The sequence below is a fragment of the Candidatus Arsenophonus phytopathogenicus genome (assembly GCF_056113345.1).
In genome coordinates this window covers 1-17305 of sequence record NZ_JBUIOB010000015.1, presented here as the reverse complement: position 1 = coordinate 17305, position 17305 = coordinate 1, and the positions used below count along the sequence as shown (strand labels likewise).

The window sequence follows — 17305 nt, the reverse complement described above, 5'->3', positions numbered from 1 at the left end:
TATTTAATGAGAATAATAACGAGATGGTAGCGTTATTGATTTCGCAATAGCAACACCCACTGTTTTAAAATAACAAATCGCTAAACTTTCATCTTCATAACGAATAAAAAGGCAAACTTGACCCTACCATTCAAGCAAATCATTAGCAATTTGTATTTCATCTAAAGCTGAACTTAAATACTTTAATACCGCCAAATTATCGCTAATATCATAGCAAAGCACCTTAAAGCCAATTAATATATTAGACTCGGAGCTGGATATATTATCAGGCATTACCTCAATTTTTTTCACCTGTATGCCCTGTTAACCATCGATAATTTTGTGGAAAACGATGAATGACAGATAACTTTAAATTACCCACTAAAAACCCTATATTATAATTAATTATATTATTTTTCTATTTAAGTAAAAAAATAACTTAACATACTAACTTATCAAGCTATTTTATACTTGCTCTGGTATTTTACATCATATAAATATTATAAATTATTGTTATTCTAATATAAAAACTTATCCTAAACAAAATAAAATCTGTTAAAAATCAACAAAGCATATTATCTTTCAATAGTAAAACTGTATTATTTCATTTAATTCTTTATAAAAAAGCCATATATCAGATAATTAGCTAAAATAAGCAGTAATGAAAGATAAAAATGAAATAATTAATAAATTGATTGGCTCATGAATTGAGCCTATCTAAATTGTGATTGTTATCGAAGTAAAAGATAAGAAATTACATTGAGTTCATATTAATAAAGTATTTAAATAACGATACAACACTAATGAAATTTATTACTTTATTAAAATCCTAATCACATTAGTCTTTACTGTAATTAGCCAACAACACAAACCCCATTGCAAGACAAACACATAACCCCATAAATCCTACCATCGGCCACACTGTGGTTGTTTTAAAACAAGAAAGCAAATAACCAAAAAATGCACCGATACCAAAACGTATTGTGCCAACTAAAGATGAAACTGTACCCGCAATATGTGGATAATTATCTAAAATGACAGACATAGCATTAGAAGAGATCATAGCAATACTACCAACATAAACAGCAACACCGAATACCATAGGAATAAAACCTAAGTCCAATATAGTACTGAGGATCAGCCACATTCCCATAATGAATTGCAATGTTAAGCCCATATGTAACATTTTTAATGCGCCAAAATGGCGTACATAACGGCCATTAAGCGTGGTCAGTAAAAATAAAAAAACAATATTTAAACCAAAATAATAGCCAAAATGCTGTGGCGAAACCCCATTTAATTCAATATAGACAAACGGCCCGGTATTTAAAAATGAAAACAACCCAGCAAAGGAAAATCCACTAGCAAGAATATAACAGAAGACTTGTCTAGCACGAAACAAGGTAAAAAGTTGTTTTATCGTATTACGTAAATGAAATTTTTGTCTTTTTTCCTTAGGCAACGTTTCTTGAATAAAAAAAGTAACTAATAACGCCCCTATGATTGCAGCTATGGAAATAATCCAAAAAATGGCATGCCAGGAAAACCAAATCATTGCCATCCCACCTAAGATCGGTGCTAATAATGGCGCGATCGTCATAACTAGAAAAACAAAAGACATGCTTCGTGAAAATTCATCACTACTAAATATATCTCTCATCAAAGCAGTGATGACAACACTTGCTGCCGCTGCCGATAATCCTTCTAAAAAACGAACAAAAATAAATTGCTCAATATTATTGGCTAAAGCACAAATTGCTGAAGTAATCGCAAAAATAATTACGCCGCCTAATATTACTGGCTTACGCCCTATACTATCAGCCATCGGGCCATAAAACAGTTGACCTATTGCAAAGCCCAAAATATAACTATTTAAGGTCATCTGAACTTGGCCGGTATCAACATTAAAACTTTTTGCAATCGATGGCAGACTAGGCAAATACATGTCAATGGCTAATGGCATCAACATGGATATAAGGCCTAAAATCAGAATTAGGCTGAAATAAGAGGAACCCTGACGTTGCATACTAACATACTCCCAAATCGAGCAAGTAAAAATATAATTTAAATAGTTTTTATTTTTTCTTTCGTTAAAGAACGATATTCACCAGCCCCTAATGCTGGATCAAGATAAATACCACCAATACTCTCACGGTGCAGCGCACAAACGTAATTACCCACCGCGGCAAACATTCTTTTGACTTGGTGATACCGGCCTGCGCTAATTGTCAAACGCACCTGCATTGATGAAACTATCGCTATTTTGGCCGGCTTTGTGGGTGATTTTTCACCTTTAAGCCATATACCTGCTAAAAACTTATCAGCTACATCAGTCGAAATCGGTTGTGTCAATGTGACAAGATAAGTTTTCTCACAATGATGCTTTGGCGAGATAATTTTATGTGTCCATTTACCATCATCAGTTATAATTACTAAGCTGGTTGTATCTATGTCTAATCTGCCGGCAATATGTAACTTTGTTATAGCTGGCTCATCAATAAAAGATAAAATTGTTGGGTTAACATTATCTGCCGTCGAACAAACATAACCTTGCGGTTTATTAAACATAAAATAACGTGGGCCAATAATATGTTGTAATACTATATCTTCATAACTAACTACCATTTCAGGCGTAATTTGATGAGAGCCGGTTTTTATTACTTCATTATTAACCATAACTTTTCCTGCCCGTAATTCTCGCATAACCAAGCCACGGCTAATTGTTAGTTGTTGAGATAAAAACTTATCAAGTCACATCATGATTTTTAAATGTATATGAAAGGGTTAGAATGCATATGTATTATTATGCTAAATCATTGGATGATTACAATAATTGCTTTTAAAACAATCCAGATAATAAATAACGCAAATAACTATAAGGCATCAATTATACCAACAACTTGTTAGAGAAGATATAGCTTGCTACAGTAGATTTTATTTTTAATATAGATTACTTCAATATAAATTAACAAAAATTGCCACTCTATTTGTTATTTATTTTTAATATTCAAGTTAATAATCATGATAGTTACGCTAAGACCATATCAACAAGAGGCCGTTAATGCAGCGATAAACTATTTTCGACGCCATAAACAACCTGCGGTTATTGTGTTACCTACTGGCGCAGGAAAAAGTCTGGTTATTGCTGAATTAGCCCGATTAGCCCGATTAGCCCGATTAGCCCGATTAGCCCGATTAGCCCGATTAGCCCATGTAAAAGAATTAGTTGAACAGAACCATAATAAATATCAAGCCTATGGGCTAACCGCCGACATTTATGCCGCCGGACTTAATAAAAAACAAAATGAAAATAAAGTTATTTTTGCTAGCGTACAATCTGTGGCAAAAAATTTAGCTGATTTTAATACTCCTTTTTCACTGTTAATTATCGATGAATGTCATCGCATCAGTTTAAATAACGATGGTCAATATCAACAAATCATTCAAAAATCACAACACAATAATCCTAATTTATGTGTTTTGGGATTAACAGCAACACCTTATCGTCTGTCTGAAGGCTGGATATATCAGTATCACTACCATGGTATGATAAAAGGTGATGATAACTGTTTTTTTCGTGATTGTATTTATGAACTACCGTTAAGGTATATGATAAAAAACCATTATCTTGTACCACCTAAACGTCTAGATATGCCGGTTATTCAATACGATTTTAGTCAATTGCAGATAAGCCAAACGGGTATTTTTAATCACGCTGATTTGGATCAGACAATTAAACGTCAGCATAGAGTCACTCCCCTGATTATTCAGCAAATTATCGAATATGCGCATTCCTGTCAGGGCTGTATGATCTTCGCCGCTACCGTTGAACATGCCAAAGAAATTTTGACATTATTACCTAATGATGATGCAGCATTAATATGCGCAGAAACGACGGCAATCGTCCGTGAAAAAACTATTGATGCTTTTAAAGCGCAAAAAATTCGCTATTTAGTCAATGCTTCTGTCTTAACTACAGGTTTTGACGCTCCTCATGTCGATCTGATTGCTATTTTGCGTCCCACTGAATCAGTTAGTCTCTATCAACAAATAATTGGTCGCGGATTAAGATTATTTCCTAACAAAAGCCAGTGTATTATCCTTGATTATGCAGGAAATACCCATGATCTTTATATGCCAGAAGTTGGCAGCCCTAAAAGTGATCCACAAAACGTAGCAGTTCAGGTTTTTTGCCCACTTTGTCATTTTGCCAATCTATTTTGGGGGAAAAGCGATCCAGACGGTCAAATCATTGAACATTACGGCCGTCGATACCAAGGCTGGGAAGAAAAGCATAATGGACAAAAAAAACAGTGTGAATTTCGCTTTCGTTTTAAACAATGACCCAACTGCAATGCTGAAAATGACATTGCAGCACGACGTTATCATCAATGTCAGGCAATTTTAGTTGATCCGGATGATATGTTAAAAGCGGCGTTAAAATTGAAAAATTCCCTGATCCTTCGTTGCGGTGGCATGCAACTGACTACCGGATATGATAAGAAAGGAGAATGGTTAAAAGCCACTTACTATGATGAAGATGGTAAATAAAAATAAAAAACTTACATATCAATTAATTAAAAATATATAGCTCATTTAATATACGCATTTACACGTAAAAACAAGCGATTTCACTCACTATAAATCAATTACTTACGGCTTATAGTGAGTTCTAATTTTAAAAAACCACTTACACTCAACCAACAACTAATAGTTAACAACTTCCTCCAACGCTGCTAATATGATGCCCGTTGGATTGGACTGTTTTTTTGCGGTGAATAATGCTTAATGGAAATCTAAGCGACCAAAAAGCGGTTAATTCCAGAAAAGAATACCGATGTTTGGATGGCAATACTGGCAAACGGTACGGGTATAATGACTTAATATATTAATTTTCCCACGTTGGCGGGCGCGATGTTTGACTAAGCTATTTAGAGAGTCATGATAGATGATGTTTTTTATCATGCCTCATTGAAAAAAAAGCCATAAATAATTATTAACTTTTTAGTGAAAAAAAAGAATGCACAAATGAATAATATATACGGCAAGTTAGCGATAATACTGATATATACTTTTATTTCCACATGTACATCTTTTTTGATCGCAAAGATCACTGGCTTTGAATATGACAAAATCCAATTAATATTATTATCTTTTACGATTATTATCGCATGCTTGTCATGTTGTTTTGTCTTTTATGTTTTTTATGCATTATGTGCTTTGACAATCTTTTATCTCCCTGTAGGTTTCATGCATGGTGCTCCACGGTGGTTTTTTTTTACTTCAACTGAAGCTACAGATAAAACAGAGACTTTAGATTTCATAAAATCAATACCTATAATATACTATGCTTATATTCTGTATGGTATTTTTTCAATTTACATTATAAGACTTCTTTTAAAAAAAACCTTCCGCCAATCAAAAAAAAATATATTGTTATTTTCAATAACACTTATTGCTCTAGCACCATTCAATAAAGTTATTATAAATTTTTACACATCAATAACCCATTCTATAAACAGAGCTTATAAGGAAATTAAAACTTTAGATGAATTGCATTTTGACCCAAAATGGGAAGTGTCAAAAGTAAAAAACAGATATAAAAATTACGTTATAATAATAGGTGAGAGCGCGAGAAAAGACTATCATTCAGTATATGGTTATCCTGTTAAAAACACACCTTTTTTGGACTCTGTGAATGGCGTTTTCATAGATGGTATGATGGTTAATGGCATTGCGACAATTCCTTCTTTGAGATTTGTGTTAGCATCCCCAGGTAATATGGATAAAAAAAATGAGTGGTTTTCTGATTATAACTTTAATATTGTTGATTTAGCTAATAAGTCTGGATTTAATACTTTTTGGATATCTAATCAGGGTAAATTAGGCTCTGCTGACACATCTATAACGGCAATAGCCAACAGAGCCAATAAAAAAATATTTATAAAACAAGGGGCGCATTATGATGATGAAATATCTGGTAATAATAGTTACAATAAAATGGATAGCGAACTAATACCTCTGTTTAAAAAAGAGCTTATTGACTCAGAGAAAAGTGACAAGCCAAATGTTTTTTTCATACACCTATTTGGGAACCATATAGAACCATGTTCAAGATTGGAAAATAATAACGTAGATTTATACAAAACTTATGAATCAAAATATCATGAGATTTCTTGTTATGTGGCCGCGATAAAGCAAACTGATAGTAATATAAATGAAATATTTAACATTCTAGAAAGTCAATACGTCAAGTCAAAAAAGGAATCCTTCTCAATTATATACTTTTCAGACCATGGGCTAACTCATTACAAAAGTGGTGACACTATATTATTTAGAAATATTAATCCTGGCAAAGAACATTTTTCCGTACCATTTTTGAAAATATCAAGTGATGATTCAAAAAGAACCATGATAAAGAAAAGGAAATACCTTTACTATTTTTCCGAAAATTTTACTGATTGGCTAGGTATTAATTTAGTAAATAAAAAGAAGCACCTAAATTATAATTTCTTTACTGAAAATGATTCTCCAGATATTTACGGTGTGGATAGTTTGATAGAAAATCACAATGGAGATCCTGCCATAGATATATCTCCTTTCTTAAAAAAAAGGATTATTGATACCAACTAGCATCCATTGACTAGTTATCTAGTATGCCGAACAATCCAGTCCTCCATTTCATGGAGGATATCAACAAATAGCAATATCAATATTTGTATATTGCGGCAACGCCAATACTTTCATTTTTTTTGTTGCAAACAATTGTAACGATACTGACTCGTTGCTTCCTATATATATTGTAACGCTCCTTAATGAGATAGATGCTGTTCCTTTGCTTACTTTTGTATAGGCAAGCCTAGCTATCTCGCCTGTTGTCTGTTTGGATAGCCTTAACCCAACATAAGCTTCTTCTATAGCGTCAACAGTTATCATTCCTGTCAAGGTATAATACCTGGATTTCTTCGGTGTAAACGTTGAGCCAGAAAATTCACCGTTCAAATCAAAAATTTTTGCATCAAAAGAAAAATCCAACCACTCATTTAAGTGAGGGGAAGAATCCAATTTCAAACCTAAGCTAATATAATTGCCAGCCGAATAAGTATTCTTATAAAGAGGATTAATGCTTCCAATTTCTGACACATATCCTTTATCACCTGAAAAAATATGACCCTGCTCACCAAAATCATTATTCAATATAGTGAGGTTTAATTTCTCAGATTGCCTAGCAAGCTTGATACATGCATCTGACCCTTTCGACAAGACTTTATTGGCATTTATCAAAATTTTTCCTGCATTAGCGTTAGATATATAAAGAGCTTGACTTAATGGTTTATCACATCTTTTATATGATTCAGGATCTATGTCATTAAGAGAAAACTCAATATTATCAAAAAATACATTTTTTGGGTTACTACCATAGGTATGGCAACGTATAGACCCTACCGAGTTTCCGATAAATTTTATATTGCGGCATCCTTCGTCGTCATCATTGCCGACTGAAACTCTTAGTTCTCGGCATCGATTGTTGGAAACAATAACATCCTGTGCTCCAGCCATCCAAATGTCATGAGAACAAATATTATTAGCTACAATAGCATTCGATTCTTCACTATCTTCGATCTGTATCCCCGCCTCAACATCCGTGATAGTATCGGCAACGCCATTTTCTCTGTTTCCTGTTATAATGATGTTTTTTGAAGAGGTGATGCCATAAGCAGACGTGTTTAACCCCAAAAATGTCTCATTATCACAGTATCTTACTCCATCGCCATTTATAACGAAGAAATGACCCGCATTAACTTTATCAGGCGCGTAGGATTTACATGATTTTATTACAATATTTTTGACGGATATACCTTCTTTGCTTATTGGTATTGCTCTTATCGCGTAAAACAAGCCTTTAAAAGTTGACCCGAACACGTTTAAATCACTTATCCCTGAATTAGATTTCACCTGTATGCCAACCACCCTTTTTGTTGCTTTTACTGAAAGGCATAAAAAATTAAAGTTATTTTCTTGAACGTTGATACATCCTTCTTCATGGTCAATATCAACATCAAATATCATTTCTGCATCACCTTCTGAATAGAAGGTACAATTTTCAGAAGTTATGTATAATTCTTTCTTTGACAAGTATTTTCCTTTCGGAAAATAAATAGCACAACCCAATGATGCCACTTTTTGCAATGCGGCAAAATCATCCGTTACACCATCACCTTTGGCGCCAAAATCCTTGACAGAGACAATATCAGTCAGCGATAGCCCAGATAGCCTGTTCGTGAAAAGGCGTTCTTTTTTAAATCTCTGGGCAAATTGGTCAGGATCATACTTTAGAATATTTGAAAAATAGAACTGTTGCGCACCATAGCTGTCATACACCACCATCGAATGACCTGCTACTGTGACAAACTTGGCAATTTGACCATTGTAGACTGGATATCCAGCTTGATTGATGATAATAGGTTGTGCAACTGGAACATGTGATCCGTCTTCATTTTCAAGATATACCTGAATCTGGTTTTCTGGGATGGTGGGATCCATATCGATTTTACCGATATAAACTTTACCATTGCTTGCGGCAGCAAACTTTCTTCTCAAGGAGAAGAATTGGCTTGGCATACTCACGACAACATTAGGCATAATATCTGACATTTTTTCTCCAGATGAGATTAATCTAACCCGTTATACTGGTGTATTGTTAAAATTTTTATATGAAATGTAAGTAACAGTTCAAATTGATTGATAGAAGGGCTACTTCCCTTCTTCATCGTCCTTCATCCCAGTTAGAATAGCTATGATTCCAGCAGATTTAATAGCTTGATATTCAGCAGGTGTTAGTTCCTGTCTTAATATCTTGCTAATAGTAGGATTGGACGTTAAACGTTTTTCAGCCGCTGTTATTGCTGCTTCTGACCCTCCAGCCCGTACAGCCTTCACGCCTTCTTGCAGCGACTTTTCAACTACATACTTAACACTTCTTTTCTCAATAGATTTCTCTATGAGCCTACTGAGCAAGTATTTACCAGAGGCTATGGCAGCACCGCCAATTCCTGCCGTAGAAGCAGCCGAAACACCAATGAACAGGTCAAGACCTCTATTTGCGGAGGCCTTTAATATCTGACCAGCCACACCACTAACCCCAGACTCCAACTCCTTTAACGATGAGGCTGTCCTACCCGTTTGCTCTACTTTTTTAAGATACGCACTTGCATTTCTAGCTAACGTTCCATAAGCAGAAAGCAATTCGGCTTCTTTTGGTAAATATTGACGGATAGCTGAAATATTTTGAGGAGTCAATATCTCACCCATATTTTTAGCCCCTGCGCCTAATGATTCTCCTCCTTTAGAACCTTTCTCAACTCCACGGCTTAATGCTGAGGCAAGCATTATTCCTCTTTCTTTCTCGGGTAATGACCTAATTATTTTGTGCACCGGCGTTAATCCATTTTCAGATGAATTTCTCAATGCGGAATTTAGGTTTTTAACGAGCTGATCGTTATCTAGCGATTTCCCGAAAGCTTCCCTAGCGGAGTCCCTCATAGAAAAGTATTGCTTGGATAAGTCGTTTGCCTTTTCCCAATCATCCAAAAAACCATACTTACTAGACATAATCCTCATATCTTCCGTTAGCGCTTCCTTGACTAACGTAATTTTCCTTGCTCGATTGTCTTTCCCTGCACGTATTGCGGTGCCTATTGAGTCAGATAACTCACCTCTCCACTCCTTCATCTGCTCGAACGTCATCGGTTTTTTTGATTCCACCAAGAACTTCTTCACTGATGAATCATCCACCCTTGAGATAGCATTATCGGCAAGCATTTGCGCCCTAGCATTAGCGGCCTTTTCTTTTGCTAGTGGGTTGGAGGTATTACTCAGCGCCTTCCATGCATCTTTCTGTTGCTTATCAATAGTATTTAGACTACCAACAACTCTATTTCTGATTGACGCTGTTTTTTCTGATGATGCCCCTCTCTCCGCTCCAAGTCTTTTTAAATCGGCTTGAAGCCTATCGGTTATTTCTTTTAATCCTTTTTCTTGAGCATCACGAACAGGACCAGCAACAGAAGATAAGACACCTTCAACATCTTGCAGTCCTGGATTTCCACTTCTCTGCCCTGGAGTTAATGCGTTTATATCTACGCCTGCTAACTTGGCAGCATCATCTACAGAGGGGCTTACTTCTGAAAACGCACTATTTAACGCCTCACGACCCGATGAAGTTCTGGCAGCGTTAACTATCTCATTATTGGTTCTTGGGATACTTGCTTCAGATACAGTGTGCTCTATATTTCCTGATAACTTACCGGCCACCGTATTATAAGCCTTACCTAATAGCGGAGTAATCGCTCTTGCTAATCCACTACCAGCAACCCCAATACCCAAATCAGTCGCTAAACTTTTTGCATTATTTTCCTGACTATTCTGCGCTAATGCACCTACAATATTTTCACCCACCATATCCGCTAATTTAGTTGCACCACGCTCCAGTCTTCCCGCGTTAGCAACAGAAGCCAACGCGGCCGCTCTTCTTCCTGCTCCAACACCAGGAATAAGATAAGGGACAATTTCAGCACCCAATTTTGCATACGGATCTTGTGGCGTTAAATTATCAGGTAATTCCAATCGCGGTGATGGCGTATAAGTCCCATCACCAATGCCTAACTGATTACCCGCCCATGAAGCTCCAGACATAAAAGCATCTGCGATTTCAGGGGCAATATTCGCTACATTAACTCCTGCTTGAAGAAGTCCTTTTCCTGCCTCAGTAATAGGATTACTCTCTTGGTTTTGAGTAGATCGTCTTTGTTGAATTAATCCAGCAATTCGTTGAGCGCCAGTCTTATCACCTGCTGAATCCGCATTCCTTAAAGCAGTAAAAAGCTGCTCTTCTGAATAATCATTGATAGCCATGATTACCTCGATAAATATTTGTTTAATAAATCATCATCTGATATATTTGAACTATCAATATTATTGTTTTCAGTTGTCTCTACTGGTTTAAAATCAGGATAATTTCTTTTAAAGGCATCATTAACTCTTTTCTTAGCACCTTGTGCATAATTTATTATTTTATCTAGATTTTTACGCATGACTTCCGTTGATTGTTTCCCTGAAATATTACCCAGATTAGCCTGCAATTGTTGTACTTCAAAATTGCTAACATTACCTAAAGCACCACCCGTTTTTGAAGCATCTCGCATTGCCTGCAAAACAGCAAAACCCGTTTGTGATCTTAGTGACGCAAGTTGAGCATCAATATCATCAGCTGCACTGCCAGGAAAGTTATAAAGTCTCCCAGGAACGCCTGTCGTTCTCCATAAGCTCGGATTATCTCTTATAGCTTTAGCTTCTTGTGCTAATCTATCTAGTTGCTGAACACCATTATCTAAAGCTAATTTAGCTTGTGTTTGGGATTGGTTTTTTTTCTCATTTGCTTCATTTATTTTTTGTTTATTAGCCGCTATTTGTTGCGTTAATGCTGCTTTGCGTAAGTCGTCAGTTGCATTCTGAGCTTGTCGATCCAGTTTTTTATTCTCGAGTTCTGCTTTCCTTATTTCTCTATCTAAAGCAGCATTCTGAGCAGAAATATTCTGACCACGAACTGTTACCGCCAGTTTATCTCTGTCAATGTCCCGCCCTTCCTGTTTATCCTCAACGTCGAAATAGCGCTTGGGGTCAGCGTGAAAATGAATTAAATCGGTCATTTTATCAAACTGCTGAGGGTCTTGTTTGTAGGATGAAAAAGCCTCCTCGGGTGTCAAACCGAATTGACCTAATAGGGGTGCATTTTTCTGCAGTGATGCCATTAGTGATTGATCACCCCTTTTCGCCGCAAGACGTAGATCCATGGCTGCTTGTCCAATAACCTGATTTCTGTCCTGGTCAATAAAACCCATCCCTTTTTGAATGCGTTCGATTTGTTCAGGGTGCGCCGCTGCGAGTTGCTTCATTGCATCACGATCATTAGCCGCATAAGCTTGACCAAATGATTTCATAAAATCCGCTTCTGTCTGCTGTTGTTTGTTCGCCTCTAATCGCTCAGAAATAGCCCCTAAACCCTGCGCTAACATCACTCCTGTATTCGGCCTTTCTGCGTATTGTGGGACGGTGGGTAAACCTAAGCCCCCTGCCGTTTGATTTTCTATTTGCAGATTGGGCAATCCAGCCAGTTGAAACGTTGCCATAAAAACTCCAGATTAAAATAAACTGCCTAATGCACCTAAGCCACCCCCAGCTGCCGCTCCCCAAGGGCCACCAATTTGTGCACCCGCTATTGCGCCGTTTATCCCCCCGCCTAACGCGCGTTGAAATCCAGAAGGACGACTCGCAGAAGCGGCATTAGCAGCACCGATATTCTGTAACAACTGCCCCACATTATTCGCGTAATTTTGTCCAGCAGATGCTTGTCCAGCAGTGGCATTCATACCAATCCCCACTAAGTTACCGAAATTTTGCATCTGTCCAGACAACCAGTTTTGACCTAATGCTGGAGCGATAGATGCCAATTGATTACCGGTTGCCGTCGAACCTAAACCGCCTGTCGCTTCGGCGGCATTTAAACTTTGATATCGCGCTTGATTGGCTAAATCATTAAACTGTTGCGAATGGTAAAATTTGTTTAATGCCTGTCCCTGACCATCTAATGTCGTCAGATTCTGCAATGCACCTAATGCAGGGGTGCCAACTTTCATATAAGGTGCCAGATTTTGCATAACCTGATTCCATTGCTCTCTTTGCAAGTCTATTGCTTCACGTGACGCTCTGGCCTGTTCGCTAGCGCCGTTATCTCCACTGCCTCCACCCATCTTTTAATTCCTCTTTGGTGACCTGGTACATTGTCATATTGATTTGTTGATTACCCGCGGTTAATGCATTGTCAATCACACCGACTCTTCGCATATTCATTAATTTACAGAATAATTTTCCCCCACGGCGTTTTTTCAGGAACATAGGTAATAACGGTGGAAAAATTGACATTATCCACCAACCATGTTGAAAAATTTCTCGTTGCTATCAATGCATATTTGCCCCGAAAACCCGGATCAAACACGGATGAATTTCAATTAACTGGTTGCGAATAAATTCTATTGAAAAAAAACCAACCAGCATTAACCCTTCATAAACACCCACATAAAGCTGATTGTTCTTTAATTGATAATCCCCGTTATTTTCCATGGCATAACCAATCTTGCTTTTATCTGTAAAAAACCGCTGGAATTGTTGGATATTGTCAATAATTTTAATTTTCATCAGTCAATCAACCCGTGCGATCTTAACGCGTCTTCTAATGCCTTTATTCGCTGGCGAGATGCGATTAACGCATTAGCCAATGCATCAATTTCATCTTTGTCATAATCTTTTCCAATTGAGAAGGATTGATCGGCATCAAAATTTTTCTTCAAGGGCGTACCGATAGCTGGCGTAAATCCCATAACACGCTGACCAACCACTTTTGTGCCGTTAACAGAATAAGCAGTGTTGACATTGAGGGATGATGATAAATTTTGCTGAGTGACTCGACTCAACGAGACGTAATCAACGATGATTTCAGATACTTTACCATCAAGAATCCTGTATCTTTATCTTTAGTCCATTTACATCATTTTCAATATTAAGCACTCTAACTTCAAGACTTGCTAAACCTTCCTCAGTTTTTGTTATTCTTTCTTCGTGATGACCAAGAATAATATCCTGCTCTTCATTTTTAATTTGGGCTGAATAGGCTTCATAGCCCGCATCATTAGCCCTATTAACCACCTTGCCTATATCCTCAGCACCGCTTAATACTATTCGACGGTAGGTTTCACTAAAATTTTGAGGCAGGATATCGGGAGCAATATAGGCACCTTGTACACTGATTGGATTTTCCAGTCGTGAGTTGGCATAAGACTGATTAGGCATTATTCCATCCTTACTGACAGGTCAGATAATGTTACGGGTGATTGAGTGATAATACGTATCTTAAAACCAATGTTTTTTCTCACTCTGCCAATTCTTCGCCAAATAATTCGCTGGTCATAACGAAAGGGTGAGTTTTGCTCTATCAATTGCTCTCTGCCATAATTGATACCGTCTGTTGTTGCAGATAGAAATAGTTTGTCAGCAATTTGGGCAACACCCGTTGAGGCTTCCAGTTCAAAATCAAATAATCTTGCATTGTCAGCTTTTATCATGGGTGTATAAAGAAGGTGCTCTGTCGATTGTTCATATTGACTTGATGCGTCGAAAACTAAATGACCGATAATGCCTTCTTTCTTGTCACCCGCTGTGATTTGATTTCCATAGAACATAAAATCAATCGCACGATAGGGATCGTCATAAAAACCTGTTTTGAGGATTGACCATTGATTATTTGCCGAAGCATCAAAGCAAAGTGTGTGTTTAGGCAGGTGAAGGATTAATAATTCATGGTTATCAAATTTAATGGACTCCATCACTGATGTAGATAATTCTTCAGCAGAATAATGACTGATGATTTTATCAATGGTAGCGGTTGATATTTTGTTTTTTTCACCCGCGCCGATAATATAAATAGCAGGTTGTCCGGTTGATTGTTGGCTTAGGATGGCGTATTTATCCTGATAACGACATTTGCAATCACGACCGGCAATACCCGACGGAATCATATAAGCTGGCTGAGCCTGATAGATGGGTTGAGAAGCTTCATCCGATCCGAGTCAAGGTAAAATACTCTATGCTTGATGAACCAAAACAAATAATCATATCTCGCCATGAGCTCGATGGAAACGATACCATCGGGCTGAAATCGGCACGATAGAAGGGTCGATCTAATCCCGGTTCAGATTCATCTTCACATTAGTTACACCAAATCGTTCACCGCCTTTTTGTAGCCAGATGTAAACGTCCCCGATTGCGGAGCATCTATGCACTTCGCCGAACTCATATTGCGGGTATTTATCCTTTGGCCAGTTTGATAATTCCTTTCTCCTGTTCCGTTATATCGATAGAACTTTAGTCTCAAGTCACTCGCCGTGAAACAAACGGCCTGACTGTTTCCTGAATGAGAAAGTGAAACCCGATCAGTTCGCAGGATATATTAGCAATTTGAATGCCATTAAGATAAAGCTTGTTACCACAGACTCGATACAGCGCAGTGTTGTTTTTTGTATTAAATTGCACACCACGTGATATGCCGTTCACTTCCTGTTTTTTTTCAATACCAGGGAATGATCTCTGAAGTAACCCGCAGCATCAAGTACCTCTTTAGGTGTTGCCAGCATATTCACGGGTAAGGCATCAATATAATCGGCTGTCTTGATATCTCAAGCAAATCCTTTAGCGAGCGGAATCTGCATTTTTGGCATGGAATCCCCTCAGCATAATAGCTATCAGCTCCGAACCAGGAGTATTTATTACCTTGACCAACAGGCATATCACCCCGCCTTTCTTATTCATGGAACACTGAGCGTGTCAATAACAGAAGCGCATCAGAGGATGCGGTGCGCGACGTTCTTGTCTCGGGGTAGCTCGATGCCATAATCCATGTAACATTCGCAGCATCAATTGATAACCAATGGCATGCTTAATATTTGCGAGGAAGGCCTGTTGCATCATCCGGTGCGGGTTGTTCATCTAGTGAAAACTGATAGCCCAAATCCCCAAATGTAGTCTGTAACTCTGCCATTAAGTCTTCACAAGGTCAGTAATACTATCTTCAAGCGATTGGGGTGTGCTAACTCTGTGCTAGCTGGCAACCGAGTCAATACCCGCCTTGCGCAAAACAAAACAGAGCAATCTCACCTTTAGTTAGCGGTTTTGTCATCTTTAGTGCCCTTCTCTTTTTTAGGCTCATTAGATTTTTCAGGTGTTTTTTTAGGTTCCTTTACTTCATCAAGAGATGAAACAAAGTCTCGCGATTTTTTTTGAAGGCAGGGCAAGTCCGCTGCAAGCATAACTGCCTGAAACAAATCCCGCAGCTTGATCATCCTACTAGGCGAAAAACGCTTTTTCTTTCCATCTTAACCTCAAATAAAAAAGGGAGCCAACGCTCCCATATTGGTACAAAGCTGGATGAAGTGTCGCCAAAAAGTTGGCCACCCATATGTGGGTTAAAACAGACATACGCTAGGTAAGTAAGTCAAAACGCATCATCTGCTTGTTTGCATCACCATCAGCATATTTGTGTACACGGATAGAGAAACCTTCATAACTTGCAACTGCTGAGTCAATGCTATGTAATTTTGGCAAGGGGATGTGGTTCCTAACCCACAGAAAAAAAACTTATTGAAAAAAAAGATTAGGTTTCATCTGTTGTTTTGCAGTTCCTACGAGAGAAACGGCATCTCCTGCCTTAACTTTTCGCATCAACCGCATTGTATTGGGCATTTTTTTCATCATAAATCGGAAACACCCGATAATTTGCTACGGTAACATCACCAGTAGATGTACAGTCAGTCTCTTCCAGCACTGTTGCTGTAAAACTCATTGCTGTCGATCCGTTATATAACGTTTGCTTACTTTGCTGATTTAACCAGTGAGTAGACGTAAAATTCAGCCGATCACCGGCTTTCAAGAACCCTGTCTTACTGGGTTTTTGCTCCAAGCTCAACGTTATCGAAAACTGGTAGAGGAATCCTTGACAAAACAGATAATCAACATTAGGCGCTGTTTTCACTGCGTATCGGTTCCGCCAACTATCACCTTGCTCTCTTGATGCAAGACCATTAGACATTAATGCACGGATCCCCCAACAAAAATCACCTGTTATCTGCGCGTTTTCCCAAGCTGAACGCACTAAAGGTTCAGCGGAGATAGTCGTTTGTGCATCAGCAAGCCGTTGGGCTGACCACGGATCCATGACGGCGTAGTTTTCACTGGTTTTAATGCCAATATCTTTTATAAATGAGGACGTTTGAGCCACATCTGACCATTTCTTTATCGGTGTATTCGGTGAGCCTAGCGATAGTGCACCATTGTTCATCATGAAATGGTGATCCTGTTTCTAAATTGGTCACCATACGCTCATGAATCGGTGATAGAATTTGTTCAAGCTGATTAAGCTTTAACGCTTTGAATTTGTGGCCATTCAACAGCCACCGTGATGTATTTACCGACTTTGCCGTTGCTTTGCCAGAGATAAGACCATTTTTATCTTTCCCGGATGTTACCTGTTTCTGTTCTTTCAGACTTGAATTGATGTGGACGCTTAAAGCTCACACTGTCGCCAGTGTTTGAGTCTATTTCCCCATAATAATTGCCGTCAACGGTTTTGCACAAAACAATATCCGACATAAAACCAGGCAAGAATTTTTTTAAAACGATTTGACTAATATTTGAGTCTAGATTATTTGCCATTTTGTTT

At 37.8% G+C, this 17305-nt stretch carries 10 protein-coding genes and 7 pseudogenes; 2 read left to right on the top strand and 15 right to left on the bottom strand.

Features of this window, described 5'->3' with window-relative positions:
* Window positions 1-3: 3 nt before the first annotated feature.
* The 4 genes and pseudogenes from AC01GB_RS02360 to rsuA all read right to left on the bottom strand — a co-directional run.
* Window positions 4-291 (bottom strand): annotated as a pseudogene (locus tag AC01GB_RS02360) (YejG family protein).
* Window positions 278-361, bottom strand: coding sequence for a YejG family protein (locus AC01GB_RS02355; RefSeq protein WP_474450307.1), 84 nt, complete (start codon window positions 359-361; stop codon window positions 278-280). The pseudogene AC01GB_RS02360 and the gene AC01GB_RS02355 overlap by 14 nt, the downstream one beginning before the upstream one ends.
* Before the next feature lie 456 nt (window positions 362-817).
* On the bottom strand, window positions 818-2005 hold the full coding sequence (locus AC01GB_RS02350) for a Bcr/CflA family multidrug efflux MFS transporter (protein WP_474450125.1): 1188 nt from the start codon (window positions 2003-2005) through the stop codon (window positions 818-820).
* Window positions 2006-2043: 38 nt separating this feature from the next.
* Window positions 2044-2730: pseudogene (gene rsuA, locus AC01GB_RS02345) on the bottom strand (16S rRNA pseudouridine(516) synthase RsuA); the annotation flags it as partial.
* Between the two features lie 270 nt (window positions 2731-3000).
* On the opposite strand from rsuA, the pseudogene radD reads away from it, so the two are divergent.
* Window positions 3001-4524: pseudogene (gene radD, locus AC01GB_RS02340) on the top strand (DNA repair helicase RadD); the annotation flags it as partial.
* A gap of 705 nt (window positions 4525-5229) precedes the next feature.
* Window positions 5230-6612: a phosphoethanolamine transferase gene (locus AC01GB_RS02335; protein WP_474450124.1), complete on the top strand. Its 1383-nt coding sequence runs from the start codon at window positions 5230-5232 to the stop codon at window positions 6610-6612.
* A 60-nt stretch (window positions 6613-6672) separates the two neighbouring features.
* Here the strand turns inward: AC01GB_RS02335 and AC01GB_RS02330 are convergent, their stop codons facing one another.
* The 11 genes and pseudogenes from AC01GB_RS02330 to AC01GB_RS02280 form a co-directional block, all read right to left on the bottom strand.
* Window positions 6673-8634 carry a phage tailspike protein gene (locus tag AC01GB_RS02330; protein WP_474450123.1) on the bottom strand — a complete coding sequence of 654 codons (1962 nt, stop codon included), beginning with the start codon at window positions 8632-8634 and terminating at the stop codon, window positions 6673-6675.
* A 99-nt stretch (window positions 8635-8733) separates the two neighbouring features.
* The gene (locus tag AC01GB_RS02325) at window positions 8734-10893 is read right to left on the bottom strand and encodes a hypothetical protein (RefSeq protein WP_474450121.1); all 2160 of its coding nucleotides are present in this window, start codon (window positions 10891-10893) and stop codon (window positions 8734-8736) included.
* A 2-nt stretch (window positions 10894-10895) separates the two neighbouring features.
* On the bottom strand, window positions 10896-12167 hold the full coding sequence (locus tag AC01GB_RS02320; RefSeq protein ID WP_474450120.1) for a phage DNA ejection protein: 1272 nt from the start codon (window positions 12165-12167) through the stop codon (window positions 10896-10898).
* 12 nt (window positions 12168-12179) lie between these two features.
* Window positions 12180-12788: a DNA transfer protein gene (locus AC01GB_RS02315; protein WP_474450119.1), complete on the bottom strand. Its 609-nt coding sequence runs from the start codon at window positions 12786-12788 to the stop codon at window positions 12180-12182.
* Window positions 12766-13233: pseudogene (locus tag AC01GB_RS02310) on the bottom strand (DUF2824 family protein). Before AC01GB_RS02310 ends, AC01GB_RS02315 begins: the two are co-directional and overlap by 23 nt.
* Window positions 13233-13508 carry a hypothetical protein gene (locus AC01GB_RS02305; RefSeq protein ID WP_474450117.1) on the bottom strand — a complete coding sequence of 92 codons (276 nt, stop codon included), beginning with the start codon at window positions 13506-13508 and terminating at the stop codon, window positions 13233-13235. Before AC01GB_RS02305 ends, AC01GB_RS02310 begins: the two are co-directional and overlap by 1 nt.
* A 37-nt stretch (window positions 13509-13545) precedes the next feature.
* Window positions 13546-13884: a hypothetical protein gene (locus tag AC01GB_RS02300; RefSeq protein WP_474450115.1), complete on the bottom strand. Its 339-nt coding sequence runs from the start codon at window positions 13882-13884 to the stop codon at window positions 13546-13548.
* Window positions 13884-15263, bottom strand: a pseudogene (locus tag AC01GB_RS02295) (packaged DNA stabilization protein). Before AC01GB_RS02295 ends, AC01GB_RS02300 begins: the two are co-directional and overlap by 1 nt.
* Window positions 15227-15628, bottom strand: a pseudogene (locus AC01GB_RS02290) (packaged DNA stabilization gp4 family protein). Before AC01GB_RS02290 ends, AC01GB_RS02295 begins: the two co-directional pseudogenes overlap by 37 nt.
* Window positions 15629-15746: 118 nt before the next feature.
* Window positions 15747-15929 (bottom strand): hypothetical protein, encoded by a 183-nt coding sequence (locus AC01GB_RS02285; protein ID WP_474450114.1) that lies wholly within the window; start codon window positions 15927-15929, stop codon window positions 15747-15749.
* A gap of 89 nt (window positions 15930-16018) precedes the next feature.
* Window positions 16019-17298: pseudogene (locus AC01GB_RS02280) on the bottom strand (P22 phage gp5 family major capsid protein); the annotation flags it as partial.
* Window positions 17299-17305 lie beyond the last annotated feature (7 nt).